The sequence below is a fragment of the Maribellus sediminis genome (assembly GCF_011799805.1).
Classification (GTDB): Bacteria; Bacteroidota; Bacteroidia; order Bacteroidales; family Prolixibacteraceae; genus Draconibacterium; species Draconibacterium sediminis_A.
Map to the genome: position 1 here is coordinate 80,738 of NZ_WXUB01000002.1, position 16,729 is coordinate 97,466.

Annotated in this window: 12 protein-coding genes; 10 read left to right on the plus strand and 2 right to left on the minus strand. The window is 40.0% G+C overall.

Translation table 11 applies throughout. From position 1 onward, the window contains the following. Positions 1-193: 193 nt before the first annotated feature. Together HFD85_RS07210 and HFD85_RS07215 are read left to right on the plus strand one after the other, a co-directional pair. On the plus strand, positions 194-1,603 hold the full coding sequence (locus HFD85_RS07210; RefSeq protein ID WP_167607002.1) for an FAD-binding oxidoreductase: 1,410 nt from the start codon (positions 194-196) through the stop codon (positions 1,601-1,603). Between the two features lie 79 nt (positions 1,604-1,682). After that, positions 1,683-3,407 (plus strand): tetratricopeptide repeat protein, encoded by a 1,725-nt coding sequence (locus HFD85_RS07215; protein WP_206081901.1) that lies wholly within the window; start codon positions 1,683-1,685, stop codon positions 3,405-3,407. Positions 3,408-3,459: 52 nt separating this feature from the next. Here HFD85_RS07215 and HFD85_RS07220 read toward each other — a convergent pair whose 3' ends face one another. Next, complete coding sequence (locus tag HFD85_RS07220) at positions 3,460-4,803, minus strand: PQQ-binding-like beta-propeller repeat protein (protein ID WP_167607005.1); 1,344 nt, start codon at positions 4,801-4,803, stop codon at positions 3,460-3,462. A gap of 155 nt (positions 4,804-4,958) precedes the next feature. Between HFD85_RS07220 and HFD85_RS07225 the strand changes: the two genes are divergently transcribed. The 5 genes from HFD85_RS07225 to HFD85_RS07245 all read left to right on the plus strand — a co-directional run bounded on the left by HFD85_RS07225 (position 4,959) and on the right by HFD85_RS07245 (position 10,140). After that, positions 4,959-5,516, plus strand: coding sequence for a Tll0287-like domain-containing protein (locus HFD85_RS07225; protein WP_167607008.1), 558 nt, complete (start codon positions 4,959-4,961; stop codon positions 5,514-5,516). 167 nt (positions 5,517-5,683) lie between these two features. Beyond that, positions 5,684-7,096 (plus strand): Gfo/Idh/MocA family oxidoreductase, encoded by a 1,413-nt coding sequence (locus tag HFD85_RS07230; protein ID WP_167607011.1) that lies wholly within the window; start codon positions 5,684-5,686, stop codon positions 7,094-7,096. Between the two features lie 307 nt (positions 7,097-7,403). Continuing rightward, entirely contained in the window at positions 7,404-8,240 is an 837-nt protein-coding gene (locus HFD85_RS07235) for a heparin lyase I family protein (protein WP_167607015.1), read from the plus strand. A gap of 26 nt (positions 8,241-8,266) precedes the next feature. Beyond that, entirely contained in the window at positions 8,267-9,286 is a 1,020-nt protein-coding gene (locus HFD85_RS07240; RefSeq protein WP_167607018.1) for a glycoside hydrolase family 16 protein, read from the plus strand. Positions 9,287-9,525: 239 nt separating this feature from the next. Beyond that, positions 9,526-10,140 (plus strand): ankyrin repeat domain-containing protein, encoded by a 615-nt coding sequence (locus HFD85_RS07245; protein WP_167607021.1) that lies wholly within the window; start codon positions 9,526-9,528, stop codon positions 10,138-10,140. Positions 10,141-10,391: 251 nt separating this feature from the next. Here the strand turns inward: HFD85_RS07245 and HFD85_RS07250 are convergent, their stop codons facing one another. Beyond that, complete coding sequence (locus HFD85_RS07250) at positions 10,392-10,646, minus strand: type 1 periplasmic-binding domain-containing protein (RefSeq protein WP_167607024.1); 255 nt, start codon at positions 10,644-10,646, stop codon at positions 10,392-10,394. Positions 10,647-11,244: 598 nt separating this feature from the next. Here HFD85_RS07250 and HFD85_RS07255 point away from each other — a divergent pair. From HFD85_RS07255 to HFD85_RS07265, 3 genes are read left to right on the plus strand one after another with little or no spacing between them, the layout of a single operon-like run. Further along, entirely contained in the window at positions 11,245-12,588 is a 1,344-nt protein-coding gene (locus HFD85_RS07255) for a sugar porter family MFS transporter (protein ID WP_167607027.1), read from the plus strand. A gap of 32 nt (positions 12,589-12,620) precedes the next feature. Then, positions 12,621-13,523: a carbohydrate kinase family protein gene (locus HFD85_RS07260; protein WP_167607030.1), complete on the plus strand. Its 903-nt coding sequence runs from the start codon at positions 12,621-12,623 to the stop codon at positions 13,521-13,523. 43 nt (positions 13,524-13,566) lie between these two features. Then, positions 13,567-16,728, plus strand: a complete 3,162-nt coding sequence (locus HFD85_RS07265; RefSeq protein WP_167607033.1) for a SusC/RagA family TonB-linked outer membrane protein — start codon at positions 13,567-13,569, stop codon at positions 16,726-16,728. Position 16,729: the final 1 nt, after the last annotated feature.

Genomic DNA, 16,729 nt, shown 5'->3' on the forward strand with positions numbered 1-16,729 from the left:
GATAAAATACTTGTTCGTCTTAAATATAGTTCTTAACTTGAATAGACTCCCTAAATTTCAATTAGTTGTATATGATAAGCATTTGAAAAAGATCCAGAGTCCATTTTCTTAATCCGTTATGTGCGAAAGAATCGAGACAATTTCTTTTGCAGTTATTGAATCTTAATAATAGCTAACTAAAAAAAGTAAAGAAATGGAAAAATTAAAGGTGTGCCTGAATTCGGGAGAACTATCCGAACTGGATGTGACTAAACTTGAGGAATTCAAGAGTGGATTAAAAGGTGAGTTATTAACGCCTGTAGACCCCGGTTATAACGAAGTTCGCGCGGTATACAACGGTATGATCGATAAAAAGCCAGGGTTGATCGTAAAATGTGTAGATGTTGCTGATGTTATTTATTCGGTAAACTTCGGACGGGCTAATAACCTTTTAACAGCAGTTCGTGGAGGTGGCCACAATGCCGGAGGACTTGGTTCTTGTAACGATGGTATGGTAATAGATCTTTCGGGAATCAAATTTGTCAAAGTTAATACAGCCGATAATACGGTTTTTGTAGGTGGAGGAAATACCCTAAATGAACTGGACCATGCGACCCACGCGTTTGGATTAGCAGTTCCCGGGGGAATGGTCTCGAGTACAGGTGTTGGAGGCTTAACGCTCGGCGGAGGGGTGGGGTATCTTTCCCGCAAATATGGATTAACGATCGACAATTTACAGGAGGCTGATATGGTTTTGGCAGATGGCAGTTTTGTTACCGTAAATGAAAATCAGAATACCGACCTATTTTGGGCGATCCGCGGTGGTGGCGGTAATTTCGGAGTTGTTACCTCATTTAAATTTCAGGCTCATCCGGTAAAAACAATTTATGGTGGTCCAACTTTTTGGCCTAATGAGAGAACCGAAGAAATAATGGAATGGTTTGATGGATTTATTCACAGTGCCAATGAAGATTTGAATGGTTTTGTAGCCACACTGGAAATACCAGGCCCGCCGTTTCCTCCTCATTTGCACAATAAGAAATTTTGTGCTGCTGTTTGGTGCTATACCGGTGATTTAAATAATGCAGAAGAAGTTTTCAAGCCTATCAGGGCCAAAAATCCAATATTTGAACATGTTGGTGCAATGCCGTATCCTTCTTTACAAAGCTTATTCGATGGACTAATGCCTCCTGGCATGCAATGGTACTGGAAAGCCGACTTTTTTAACGATATTCCAAAGGAAGCTGCGGCTCTTCATAAAAAGTTTGGCTCCGAAATTCCAACTCCACTCTCGCAAATGCATCTCTATCCCATCAGTGGTGCTGCGGGCCGCGTTGGTAAAAATGACACTCCGTGGGTTTATCGCAACGCGAAATATGCCGGTGTATTTGTTGGCATCGATCCCAATCCTGCCAACGCCGGTAAAATTACCAAATGGGCAAAAGATTACTGGGAAGCTCTTCATCCTTATTCATCGGGAGGTGTTTACCTTAATTTTATTATGGATGAAGGACAGGAGCGAATTAAAGCGAGTTACGGCGAAAATTATGAGCGACTGGTTCAGATCAAAAGAAAATATGATCCTGATAATTTCTTCAAAGTCAATCAGAACATTAAACCTTAATTGCTCAGATGATTATTTTGTGTGTGATTAGCAAAATGAAAACTCTTAATCAAACAGAACGGATTAAATATATGATGAAATGAGAACACTTTTAAATTACACTCTCATTGTTTTGCTATTTTCTTTGGGAAGTTGTAGCATGGGTAATAAGGAGAAACAACAACTGAGTTATACTACCGTAACTTGTGGTTCATTACCTGTATTTTCAGATGATGACTGGTACAAGTCAGGCAAAAAGGCTCCGTTGTTCAACAACCTGGGCGACTATTCTTTTCCCGTCAGTACAAAAAATGAACTGGCACAAACATATTTCAATCAGGGATTGGTATTGACTTACGGCTTTAATCACGCCGAAGCCGCGCGTTCTTTTTATTACGCTGCAACTCTCGATCCAGAGTGTGCAATGGCTTATTGGGGCTATGCCTACGTTCTGGGGCCCAATTATAATGCGGGTATGGAAAGCAAGAATTATCCAATTGCGTTTGACGCCATTCAGAAAGCAATTTTATTAGCCGAAAATGCTACGCCTAAGGAAAGGGATCTGATTCAGGCCACTGCGAAACGATATTCACAAACAGTACCAAGAAATAGATCCGAATTGGATGCGACGTATGCTGAAGCCATGAAAACGGTATACGAAACTTATCCGGATGATCCTGATATCGGTACCATTTATTCGGAATCGTTAATGAATCTGCATCCCTGGGATTTATATGAATTTGACGGAACGGCCAAACCATGGACCGCAGAAATCGTGGAAACGCTGGAAAATGTGATATCAAAAAATCCCGATCATCCCGGTGCCCATCACTTTTATATCCATGCAGTTGAAGCCTCCGATTCACCTGATCGGGGACTGCAATCGGCAAAAGTATACGACGACGGACTGGTTTCAGGTGCAGGTCACCTCGTGCATATGCCATCACATATTTATATTCGTACCGGCGATTATCACAAAGGTACATTGGCCAATATTCGTGCTGTTGAAAGCGATAGTTTGTACACCACAAGCTGCCATGCTCAGGGAGTTTATCCATTAACTTATTATCCGCATAATTATCACTTTCTGGCGGCTACCGCAACACTTGAAGGCAATAGTTTCTGGGGAATTCTGGCTTCCGAGAAAATGTCGGATCAAATCAGCATTCAATTAATGCAGGAGCCCGGATGGGGGACTCTGCAGCATTTTTATGCCATTCCATACTATGTATATGTGAAATTTGGTAAATGGGATAAAATTCTGGATCACCCAGATGAAGTGCCTTCTTTGACTTATCCTGCGGCAGTTCGGGCTTATGCGCGGGGAATGGCGTTTTTGGGTAAGGACGATATTACTAATGCACATAAGGAGCTCGAAAAACTGGAAATACTGGCCCGCGACGAAAGTTTAAAGGATCTGACCATTTGGGATATCAATTCAACCTATGATTTGGTACGGATTGCCCAAAATGTGCTGACAGCTGAGATTCTCGCCAGTGAAAAAGATTATAATCAGTCGATTCAGTTATTGGAGGCAGCAATTAAAATTGAAGATGCCTTGAATTACAACGAACCACCGGATTGGTTCTTTTCGGTGCGGCACCATTTGGGGGCTGTGCAACTTGAAGCTCAGAAATACGAGGAAGCGATTGAAACATATCAGGAAGATTTGAAACATTTGCCCCGAAATGGCTGGGCTTTACACGGAATGAAATTAGCATACAACAAGCTTGGAGCAGCCGACAAGGTTGCAGAGATCAATCAGCAATTAGCTGAAGTATGGTCAACCGCCGATACGCAAATCAGTAGTTCCCGAATAAAATGATAAAAAAAGGCCGGATTATTCCGGCCTTTATATTGTTACATGAGGTGCAATTTTACTTTCCGATACAGTAGATCTTTTCCACTCCTTTAAAAATGTAATCACTACCGGCAACGGCAACCGACGCCCAGAATTTATCGTTGAGTAAGTTACTGCCCAGTACTTTAAATTCCGATCCGGTTTGAACAATTTGAGTCACTCCCTTTTCATCGTAGAAATAAAGCTGATCCTTGTATATCCAGGGTGTTGACCAGCATGCTGCTGCTTTGCCGGCCTTTTCCTTGTACAAATGTTCTCCCGTAGAAGCATCGATGCATATTACATCTCCACCACGATCGGAAACAAGGTAAATGAGTCCATTGTAAAGTACAGGCGATGGATTACCCAAACCTGCAAGTGTATCCGACCAGGCCACAAATTCGTTGCTGTTACCGAAAGCCGGAGATAATTGTCCGCTGGCACCGGCTTTTACTGCGTGCAACGGACCAACATCACGCGGACCACCTGAGAGACCGACGTAAATTTTTTCTTTGTCGAAAACAGGTGATGCAACAGCTCTTCCTATATTAAATTCGAGCTCCCAAAGCACTTCACCCGTTTCCGGGTTATACGAACGCGCCTTTGATCCAAGCGTAACTAATTCACTTCGCACATTGTTCTCCCAGATTACCGGAGTACTGTATGTTGTTTTTTCATCGCGGCTTACTTTCCATTTTTCATCCCCGGTTAATGCGTCGTAAGCTATCAGAAATGAGCTTTTTTCGTTATCCACAAGTACGTACAAGGTATTGTTGTATAGTGCCGGTGATGAGCCGGTTCCCCAGTCGTTCAGCGTTGGATAGGCTCCGGGATCTTGTTTCCATACTAAACTACCGTTTAAATCGTAACAATAAACGCCATGCATGCCGTAGTAAACCCACACATGTTTTCCGTCAGTTACGGGTGTTTCACAGGCATAAGTGCTCCCCGAATGTTTTTTAATTCTTGGTGTTCCTTCGTAGGAAACCACATTCCAGAGTTCATTTCCGGTTTTAACATCGAGGCAGGTAAGTTGCCAGCGGTAAATGTCTTCGGGCAAGCTATTTTTATCGGCATCCTGTTGGGTCGGGTCTTCCGATTTGGGTTTCTCAGGTGCTTTTTTAAGCAGAATTGCTGAAGAATAAAATACTTTATCGCCATAAACGATGGGTGACGACCAGCTTTCGCCGTTCAAACTTTGTGTCCATTTTACATGGGTACTGTCGTTCCATTCAGTTGGTAATTCTCCGGCGCTAATAACCATGCTATCATTAGGTCCACGGAAATTTGGCCAGTTATTGGTGCTGCAGGCTGATAAAATTATTACCAGAACAAAAAGTGAAAATACTCCCCTTAGCAGGTTGAAATGTTGTTTTTTCATACGGATTACAGTTGTTAATTTTTGGTTGAATCAGGATAAATTTATGAAAATTAGTGAAAGAAGAGAATCTTTCCTTCGAATATTAATAGACTATCAGATAATGATTTAACCCAGTATTTTTTTTATCTTTTTGTGAAAATAAACATATGATAGTTATGTACAGAAAATTATTATTTGCGGGAATGCTCGTTTTAAGTCTTTCAACATGTAAGCAAGGGATTGATAAAGAGACGTATACTAAGTTTCAGACCAGAGGGAATGAAGTTACAAATTTAGCACAGGGAACTTTGCTGGCTAAGGTAGGTAGTGCCATTCAACAGGGCGGTCCTGAATATGCCGTTGAGTTCTGTAATCTGAAAGCCGGAAATATTGTAGATAGTTTAAACCAGGTTTACAACTGTACAATTTCGCGGGTTTCAGAAAAAAACAGAAATCCGGAGAATGAATTAAAAGATAAGATTGATGAAGATATTTGGCGTGCCTTTTCGACAAATAATCAAAGTGATACTCTGCTGGTGGGGAAAAATAATTTTGTTTATTACAAACGAATTAACACTGCTATGCCGGCTTGTTTAAAATGCCACGGAAATCCGGAAACTGATATTACTGCTGCTACTAAAGAAAAGCTGATGACACTGTATCCAAATGATTTGGCTGTCGGTTATAAACTGAATGAGTTCCGCGGCTTGTGGAAGGTTGAATTCATGCCGTAAAATAAACCGGATATTGTTGGGGTTGCTGTTTGGTGGAACTAATATTTGTTAGATTCCATTTATGTTGTTCAATTGGATACTTTTTCTAAATTTATGTGCTCAAGAAAAGTTAATGTTGGATAAAATCGAACCTATTAGTATTATATAAACAACTAAATCAATAAACTATGAAAAATAGCAGAAGAAATTTTATTCGGAACTCCGTTCTGGGAGTAGGTGCAGTAACCATACTTCCATCGCATGTTGTATTTGGAAAACCAGGCAGGGTAATGCCCAGCGATAAAGTAAATGTGGCATTTTGCGGTATTGGAAACCGCGGAGGTCAGATTCTTGGTCAGATTATGCAGACCGGAATGGTAAATAATGTGGCCATGTGCGATACCGACATGGGAGCCCCGCACACAACGCGTTCGATTGAAGCTCACCCCGATGCACAACAATTTCAGGATTTCAGGGTGATGTTCGATAAAATGGACAAATCAATCGATGCCGTAGTGGTTGGAACACCCGATTTTTCGCACTTTCCGATTGCAATACTCGCCATGTCGATGGGGAAGGGCGTATATGTGGAGAAACCATTAACGCGCACCTTCCAGGAGTCGGAATTGCTAATGGCAGCTGCAAAAAAATACAAAGTAGTTACTCAAATGGGCAACCAGGGACATTCTGAAGGCAATTATTTTCAATTTAAAAGCTGGGTTGAAAACGGCATCATAAAAGATGTTACCAAAGTAGTGGCGCACATGAACAGTGCCCGTCGCTGGCACGGCTGGGATACAAGCATGACCTCATTCCCTAAAGGAGAGCCTGTGCCTGAAACACTTGCCTGGGATACCTGGTTGGGGACGGCACAGTTTCATGAGTACAATCACGATTACATAAATGGCCAGTGGCGTTGCTGGTACGATTTCGGTATGGGAGCACTTGGCGACTGGGGCGCACACATTATCGATACGGTTCACGAATTCCTGGACCTGGGACTTCCTTACGAGGTTGATCCGGTAAAAATTGAAGGTCATAATCCGTTGTTTTATCCACAGGCTTCTACTCTCGATTTTAAATTTCCAAAACGTAAAGGAATGCCGGCGCTTACCATTTCGTGGTACGACGGTGTTGATAATGTTCCTGAACTGCCATCGAACTATGGCGAATCGGAACTGGCATCGGATATCCCGGCAGCCAGTACAGGACAAATTGAGAAACGGAAACTGAATCCTGGTAAAATCATTTACAGTAAAGATCTCACTTTTAAAGGTGGTTCGCATGGCAGCACGCTTTCTATTCTGCCTTCGGCAAAAGCTAAAGAAGTTGAGAAGCAGTTACCGAAAGTACCTGAAAGTCCCTCGAATCATTTCGAAAATTTTATTTTGGCCTGCAGGGGAGAAGAGAAAACGCGATCGCCGTTTGAAGTATCTGCACCACTCAGCCAGGTTTTTGTTCTGGGAACATTGGCGCAGCGACTCAATACCAAAATTACATTCGACAGGAAAACGAAACAAATTACCAACAACAAAATGGCAAATGATCTTCTGGTTGGCACTCCGCCACGAAAAGGCTGGGAGGAATTCTATCGATTATAGATTAGATCTTCGATAAAACATCAAAAGTCCGAAATTCAACTGATTTACGGGCTTTTGGTGTTTTTTCACTTTTGTCTAAGTCGGGATTGACAGGATTGTAACCCGATCTGTTTAGTGCCTTTATATCAGTTTTTTTACTGAAGTTTTTTTCTGGTTCATTGTTTATGCAATTTAAAGAACTTTGCTTATTTGAACTAAAAATAGTAACCTATTCAAGCGGTATGTATATGATAAAGGTGAGGAATGAAAAATGGAAAAATCGTAAAATAAGAAATTGATAATCAGATAAAACTTAGCTATTACAACAATGAAAAAGATAATTACTTCTTTTCCGTATTCAGTCCTACTTTTAATAATATATGCTGCGCCGGTAAAATCGCAGGTTATTTGGTATGGAGATCCCAACCAGGGATTGAGAGATGTTTTTTATCGTTTCGATATTACCGGCTATACCAGCGGAGAATATTGTGTTGATAATGTTACCGCCGATCCAACGATGTCTACTCCAACCGATTCGATTCATGGAAAACACTGGGAAATATTTAAGCCTGCAAATAGAAAAAGAGCCGAGTTTGCGCGAACTAAAGGCTTTATTCCGCAGGAAAACGGAGAATATTATTTTGGTTGGAGATGGAAGATTTCTTCTTCTCCATCACTTAATAAAGGTATTGCTGTATTTCAGTGTAAAACCGAAGCCGGCACAAATAAACCCAGTACTCAAAATTATCCATTTACACTTGAATACGATGGCACCAACCTGGCACTTGCCTGCTTTGGTCCGGGATATCCCGACTGGTCGGTAGGCTCTTCAATAACTAACCGTAAGACAACAATATGGAGACAAGCCGTCCCTCAGGATAAATGGGTGACTTTCGTTTTTCATGTTAATTTTTCGAGAGACGAGTCGGTGGGTTTTATTGAGTTTTGGTACAACGGTGAACAACAAACTTTAATGAATTCGAATTATAAAGAGTACCAGGTTACTTTATCGGATAACAATAAACGGGCCTACCATAAAACCAACGATGGTAACCAGGTCTATTTCAAGTGGGGATCGTATGGTAAAAATGCGTGTGAATTTAATATTACCACCAAATATGACGAGATGCGCGTAACACATAACTTCGAGGAGGTTGCTGATTAACGAATAAACTAACTAACATATAACTTATGCCTAGCTTTGCCACAATTAAAATAATACTTTCCCTATTCGTTTTTTTGGGGCCGAATTTCTTCTGCACAAAAGGAAATTCGCCTAAAAACCTTGGTCAAATCAACAGTAAAATACCGGAGAACAGAGAGTCATCTGCAATCGATCCTTATCTGCCTGATCTTAACACAGCACCACAAAAAATTGGAGCTTATGAATTGGTTTTTTCTGATGAGTTTAATCATGAAGGCCCGATGAAGGAAGAATACTGGAATGCAGAAACCGGATTCAGACGAAACAATGAGGCTCAGTGGTACCAGACAGAAAATGCAACTTGCACCGGAGGACGTTTGCTTATTACCGCCAAAAGGGAAAAGGTTAAAAATCAGGCTTTTGTTGAAGGAAGCGACGACTGGAGAAAACAGCGCGAATATGCTTATTACACCTCGTCGAGCTTTATAACAAAAGAAGCATATCATCAGAAATATGACAATATAATGATGATTGCCCGGGCAAAGCTTCCGTTAATAACCGGCGGTGACGAAGATTATGGTGTTTGGCCTGCCTTCTGGACAACCGGAAGTGGTTCCTGGCCGCATGGAGGCGAAATTGATATTATGGAGTACTATACCGGGAGAATGATGGCTAATTTTGCAACCAAGGGAAAAAACGGTGCAAAATGGACTTCCAACAAAGACCAAAACCCGACTACTTCCTACATCCAAAATATAATCGACGGCACTGCAGAGGGATTTGATGCAGACCCTGACTGGCTGAAAAAGTACCACGTTTGGAAACTTGTCGGGGACGGGGAGTGGTTAACAATTTATCTCGATGACGTTTACATGGCCAGAATTGCACTAGATACAAAGAATATTGATACATCAAAAAGAGAGTATCCGTTTAAAGGTAATCTGTGTAATTTTTGGCTTAACCTTGCTGTTGGTGGAAACCCGCATCCGGATAAAGCAAAAATTGAAACGGTTCTGTTTCCCCGAACTTATGAAGTTGATTATGCCAGGATATATGTAAAGAAGTAGTTAGACTTGTCGGAAAAAACGATTTGTCGGTACAGTTTCCTGAGGTGAAAACTCAATTGGTAGAAAAGCTCAATTGTTGAATCGCCTCTCTTTTTTATGGAAGTCATGAGCCCACCGGGGTTACGAAAAAGACTCGTGGATAAAACAAACCAAGCAACTTAGCGCTGCAAAGGTTCCTTTTGCACCATAAAGTATTACATTTGGATGATCCAACATTTTAAATAACAAACAATTAACAAATGAGTAAACCAGGTATTTTAGTTATAATTCTGATTTTCAGCATTTTCATTCTATCATGCGCTTCCAAGACCAGAAATGAATCAAAGACGGTCCAATCTACTACTGAGCGCAGTTTATCCGAATATGAAATTACAGATTTTGACACAACATTAATTTTTCAGGCCTCACTTGAAGGAAATACACAAATTGTACAAAATGCTCTGGACAAAGGATTTGATCCTAATTCTGTTGATGTAAATAAAAGAACAGCATTAATGCTGGCAGCATACAATGGAAATACTGAGATTGTAAAACTTCTGATTAATAAGGGCGCAAGCGTAAATTTTACTGACGAGATTAATCGAACAGCTTTAATGTATGCATCAACGGGGCCTTTTGTAAACACTGTTTTAACTTTATTAGAGGCTGGGGCAGAGCCGAATTTGATAGAGAAAGAAGAAAATTGGACCGCTGCTATGATGGCAGCTGCAGAAGGTCAGCTAGATGTTTTAAAAATACTTATTGCTTATGGTGCCGATCTTGACATGGTCGATGTTGATGGCGAATCTTCATTGGATTTTGCCAATTCAAACGGACATACGGCTGTAGTTGAATACATTAAATCAAAAAAATGAGAAGTCAATTTTTGTTATAGAGATTTAATTTATTGATGTTTTTAGACTTTGTAAAAAATAGAAAGCCCGCAAATCAACTGATTTACAGGCTTTTGATGTTTTTTAGATTTTGAATCTGTCGGGATGACAGGATTGTAACCTGACCTTGTATGTGCCTTTGTATCAGTCTTTTAGTGGAGATAATTATTTTTGGCTCACCGTTTAGTTCACATTGAAAGAACTTTTCATTATAACCTTAAAATTACATAAAATTAGAAGCAAAAGCAAAATGTTCTCGATATAGTCTCTCTTCTATCAACCAATACCGGTATACTTTTTTTAAATACCGCATCGATAACCGGTTGTACGGGATCAATTTGATAGGGAGATACAATTAACAAGTCGATACCCATTTCAACCAATTCGTGAATCTGTTGCACCTGTAAGTTGGCATCGTCATAGGACTGTTTTATGATCAAGGATAAATCATCATGAAACATTATTTCACGCTCCATTTCAGCTTCCATGTTTAGTCGCCAATCTCCATGTTGGGCGCACTGAGAAAAACCTATTAGGTATTTATCTTTGGCGAATCCATATTCTGAAATGAAAAGAAGGAGTAGAATTGTTGATATTTGTTTTAAAAAAACTCATTCCTAATATTTGAATAGCCTGACTAAAATAGAATAAATTTGCTTAACGTTCTTACCAAACCAAATAAATCGAGTGCTAGTCCCACTCTTATTCTGGGTACTCGTTAACATTATTATCAATAAATAAATTAACGGTCTGAAAATTTGATTCATATTGATAAGAAAGGGTGATAAGCTGTGAGTAATAATAAAAATTTCAAAATGAATCTCGTTCATTTTGCATAAATATAATGCTTAAATCAAAATTCGAGGATAATTATTGTTTGCTATTTATAATTGGAACAATGGAATAAGATTCCTCTTACACTAATGTTACATTTACTTGTAAAAATGTTTCAGTGGTGTTGCTTGTAGGCCTAGTTGCTAAAGTGTTGAAACATCATTGCTTGTATTTGTAACATTCATTAATGCCTTCAAATTGGCGTCCCGCTACTTTTGGTTCAGAGTTTTAAACCAATAATTCTGAATCGAAATGAAACAACAGAACGTTTTAACCGTCGCATTGATCATAGCTTTAGGCGGATTTCTCTTTGGCTACGATATTGCCATGATGTCGGGGACGACAACACAACTTGAAGAGCAATATAATTTAAATAGTTTTTGGTTAGGTTTTACCATAGCAATAGCTATTGTAGGTACTATAATTGGTACTATTATAATAGGGAAACCAGCTGAAAAGTTTGGCCGACGTAAATCTTTAATCATTTTATCAGGTATCTTTTTTATTTCAGCTTTAGGAAGTGCTTTTTCAATAGGCTGGGGTATGTTGCTATTTTTTAGATTGGTAACAGGCATAATGCTAGGTTGTATTTCAGTGGTTACACCCATGTTCATTGCTGAAATATCACCGGCAAAAAAACGTGGGCAATTAGTGTTACTCAATCAGTTTTTTGTTGTAATAGCTATTTTCCTGGCATTTGCAGTTAATTATTTTTTGGTCAGCACCATTGATCTCGATTCCTGGCGTTGGATGATTGGAATTGAGGCAATTCCTGCCCTTTCATTCTTTTTATTGTTGAATCTGGTTCCTGAGAGTCCGAGATGGTTAATTAACCATGGACGATATGAAGAGGCTTTGTCCACTTTTGAACGTATCAAAGCTGAGGATCCGGAAGAGGAAGTCAGGATTGTGAAAGAATCAGTTGAGCAGGAAGAAGCTATCGGTTATGGTAAATTGTTTGTAAAAGAAAACCGTTTCCCGGTGATGATTGCCATAATGATTGCTGCTTTCAACCAATTAGCCGGTATTAATGCCATAATGATTTATGCTCCGCGTGTTTTTGAAATGGCAGGATTCGAAACCGATATCTCTTTACTCCAATCTATTTCGGTAGGCGCTACCAACCTGCTTTTTACTTTTATAGCCCTGTTTCTTATTGATAAGTACGGACGCCGTACTTTATTAATGGCCGGATCGGTTGGGATGGTATTTTTTCTCGGAATGCTTTCAAAATCTTTCTTTACCCAAAATTACTCCGATCTGGGAGGCTACGGGGTAATGATTTACCTGATGGGCTTTATCGCGTTTTTTGCGTTCTCGCAAGGAGCTGTTCTTTGGGTAGTTATTTCAGAAATATTTCCCAACAAAGTGCGTTCGCAGGGACAAGCGCTTGGAAGTTTTACCCATTGGATTTTTGCGGCTGCGCTTATATGGGGATTTCCGGTTTTAAACAATGCAGTTGGCGGCGGAGTCTCCTTTGGTTTTTTCGCGATCATGATGGTATTCCATTTCTTTTTTGCATGGAAAGTTCTTCCTGAAACCAAGGGGAAATCGCTGGAGGAAATTCAGCTTGAAATGAAAATGAAAAGAAAATAATACCCATAATTTAATTTCAAAAGAAACTAATCATGAAAATTAAAAACAAAGAAATATTGTGTATTGGTGAAGTGCTTTGGGACAAGTTGCCTTCAGGAGCAAAACCCGGCGGGGCTCCAATGAACGTCGCACTTCACCTGAATGCTATCGGAATGGATGTTGCCATTGCAAGCAGTATAGGGAATGATAATGAAGGAAAGGAATTGAAAGCTTTTTTGAATGAATCTGGGCTAGGAACTTCGTTAATCCAGGAAGATGGATATCTACCAACAAGTGAAGTTCTTGTTCACCTTGATGAAAATAATAATGCAACCTACGAAATATGTGAACCAGTGGCATGGGACAGTATTCGACTAACGGATGATCTAATGAATAGGGCAAAAAGTGCCGGGCTGCTAATTTATGGTACACTGGCTTCCCGAAATCCGATTTCTCGTGAATCTATTATGTATTTGATTGATTATGATGGGATAAAGCTTATTGATGTCAATTTTAGAAAACCATATGATTCGCAATTTGTGGTTGAAGAGTTATTGAAGAAATCAAATATTGCAAAACTTAACGATGATGAACTGGTTGTTTTTGCCAACTGGTACAATAAACACAAATACGACGAAAAGAGCTTGGTAAAATGGTTTGCCAGACAATATAATCTACAAATGGTCTGTGTTACAAAAGGAGAAAATGGAGCCATGCTATATTCGGATGGTGAATTTTATGAGCATCCGGGCTTCAAAGTAAACGCAGTTGATACAGTTGGAGCCGGCGACGCATTTCTGGCTGGATTAATTTCTTCGCTTATGAATGGAAAAACCCCAGATGAAGCCTTGGCATTTGCATGTGCAACCGGCGCCTTTGTAGCCACAAAAACGGGAGCGACTCCGAATTACGATATGAGAGAAATCAATTCGATACTATCTAATATTTCAGTGTAAGTGAGAAACAAATTATACTAAAACAAAGTAATCTTATCTAATTATGATGAAACTATTCAAATTTAAAAAAGCAGGCAAAGGGATAATTATAGTCCTGTTGAGTTTGCTTTCAACAGTGTCGTTTGCACAGCAAACTACTGTTAACGGGAATGTTACCGACTCTAATGGAGAAAGTTTGCCCGGCGTTACTATTGTTGAGAAAGGAACAACAAACGGAACTGTTACTGGTGTTGACGGAGATTATACTCTTTCAGTTTCAACAGAGGCAACACTTGTATTCAGTTTTGTAGGTATGCGTACTCAGGAAATTACGATAGGCGGACAAACAACGATTAATGTACAATTGCATGAAGAAGCAGTTGGTCTGGAACAGATTGTTGTAACTGGCTATCAAACTCAGAAAAAAGCTGATTTAACAGGCGCTATCAGTGTAGTTGAAATGGATGAAGTGAAAGAAACGCCAACAGGAAATGCTATTAAAGCATTGCAGGGTCGTGTTGCCGGGGTTTATGTAACCACTGACGGTAATCCGGGTTCTTATGCAACTGTTAGAATCAGGGGAGGTAGTACTATGGGAGGCGGAAGCAACGACCCTTTGTATATCATCGATGGAGTTCCCACAACAGGCGGGATAGAACAACTTAACCCCAATGACATTGAAACAATGCAGGTATTAAAAGATGCATCGGCTGCCAGTATTTATGGTTCTCGGGCAAACAATGGTGTAATTTTAATAACTACTAAAAAAGGGAAAGAAGGTGTCTCTAAAATTGAATTCAGCTCTTATGCTTCGGTGCAGCAATATACATCGAAACTTGATGTGTTAGACACATATGGCAGAGGGTATGTTAACTGGCAGGCTGCTATTAACGACGGATTGACACCAACTTCAAGTATTTATAAATACGACTGGCATTTGGATGGCGACAATGCAGTGCTCGACAGGATATTATTGCCTGAATATATCGATCCGGCACAAACCATGCGTCCGGCTGATACGCGCTGGTACGACGAGATTTCTCAGACTTCACTCATTCAGTCCTATAACCTCACAATCTCTAACGGAAATGAAAGGGGAAGTTCACTTATTTCTTTGAATTATTACAACCACGATGGAATTATTAAAGAAACCAACTCGAATAAAATTACCGCACGTATTAATTCCGATTATAATTTTTGGGATGGTAAATTAAAAGTGGGAGAAAACCTAAATGTTTCAAAAATATACAATGCCGAAATTCCTACTGGCGATGTAATGTATCTTGCACTGGTGCAACAACCCGTGGTTCCGGTACATTCTGTTGACGGTGGTTGGGGTGGCCCGGCACCGGGAATGACAGACAGGCACAATCCTGTACGTTTAATCGAGCAGAATAGGCAAAACAAAGGAAAATCAGCAAGAATATTTGGGAATATTTATGCCGATCTTGAAATAATAAAAGGATTTCATTTTAGAACCAGTTATGGTGTGGATTACACCCAGACGTACCGACGTAAAATGGATTACAGTTATGTGTCTGGCTTTTTGATTAGCGATATTAACCGTACAACCACCTCTCAGTCGCACAATTTATCGTGGACCTGGACCAATACAGTGAATTATAAGTTCGAAAAAGAAAAACACAACATCGATGTAGTAGCTGGTACAGAAGCCATAAAATACGAAGATGAATGGTTCTGGGCAAGCCGTGAAGGTTTTGTTCTTGAAGATCCGGATTATATGTATCTCGATGCCGGAACTGAAAAAGTACTAAATGGAGGTGGTGGGGCAGGTAATTCATTATTTTCTGTTTTTGCGAAAGCTAACTATGTATATGATTCAAAATATTTGTTTTCTGCAACTCTTCGCCGCGATGGTTCATCACGTTTTGGTAAAGATAATTTGTACGGAATCTTCCCGGCCTTTTCTTTAGGATGGAGAATCAGCGAAGAAAACTTTATGGAGTCTGTTTCATCTGTTTCGAACTTGAAACTAAGAGCTGGTTGGGGTATTACGGGAAACCAGCAGATAAGTAACGAAGCCATTTATTCAATCTATCGTACGGATTATGGGGTTGACCCTACTTGGGTTTTCGACTCTGGAACAGCTTATGATATAATGGGAGTTGATACTGGAACGCTGCCTTCCGGATTTAGAAAGATACGTGAGGGAAATCCATTGCTCAAATGGGAAGAAGCCAATCAAACTAACCTCGGTATCGATTTTGGTTTCTTCGACCAAGCGATTTACGGAAGTATCGATTATTTCTTTAAGGAAACAAAGGATATTTTAATTGAACCTCCCTATCTCGCAGTTAAAGGTGAAGGTGGAAACCAATGGGTAAACGGAGCAACGCTTGAAAACAAAGGATGGGAAGTAGTATTCGGTTACAGAAAAGATTTTGCAAGTGGACTTAGTATGGATTTAGCGGCGAATGTATCGTCGTATAAACGGGAAGTAACCTATTTGCCCGATGAAGTTCTTACCGGATACCCTGGCGACCCGGGAACTAACAAAACTGTAATCGGACATTCTGATTTGGTTCATTTTGGATATATCGCGGATGGAATATTCCAGAACCAGGATGAAGTGAATGCCCATGCTGAACAAACCGGCAAAGGAGTTGGTCGTATTCGATATAAAGATATTGGAGGATTGGATGCCGATGGTAATTTCGTTTATGAACCAGATGGTGTTGTTGACGCTCTTGACAGGACTTGGCTTGGAGATCCCAACCCGGATTTTGAATACGGATTAAACGCCAGTTTCTCCTATAAAAATTTCGATTTAAATATATTCTTTCAGGGAATTTATGGTGCCGATGTTTACAACGAATTTAAACACCTCACCGATTTCACTTCAATCTGGCAGGGAACAAACTTTGGAACAAGAACTTTGGACGCCTGGACACCGAATAATATGAATTCTACTATTCCAATGTTGACTCTGACCGATACCAACAACGAAAACCGGGGATCAACCTATTTCATTGAAAACGGTTCGTACCTGAAATTAAGAAATTTACAGTTCGGTTATAATCTTCCTAAGGATCTGGTTAATAAAGCAAAACTGTCATCAGCACGGGTTTATCTGCAAGGACAAAACCTTTTCACAATAAAAGATTCGAAAGGTAACGACCAGTTTACAGGTGTTGACCCTGAATCACCCGGATTTGCATATCCGATTCCGGCAAGTTATACAATTGGTGTTAATCTAACTTTTTAAA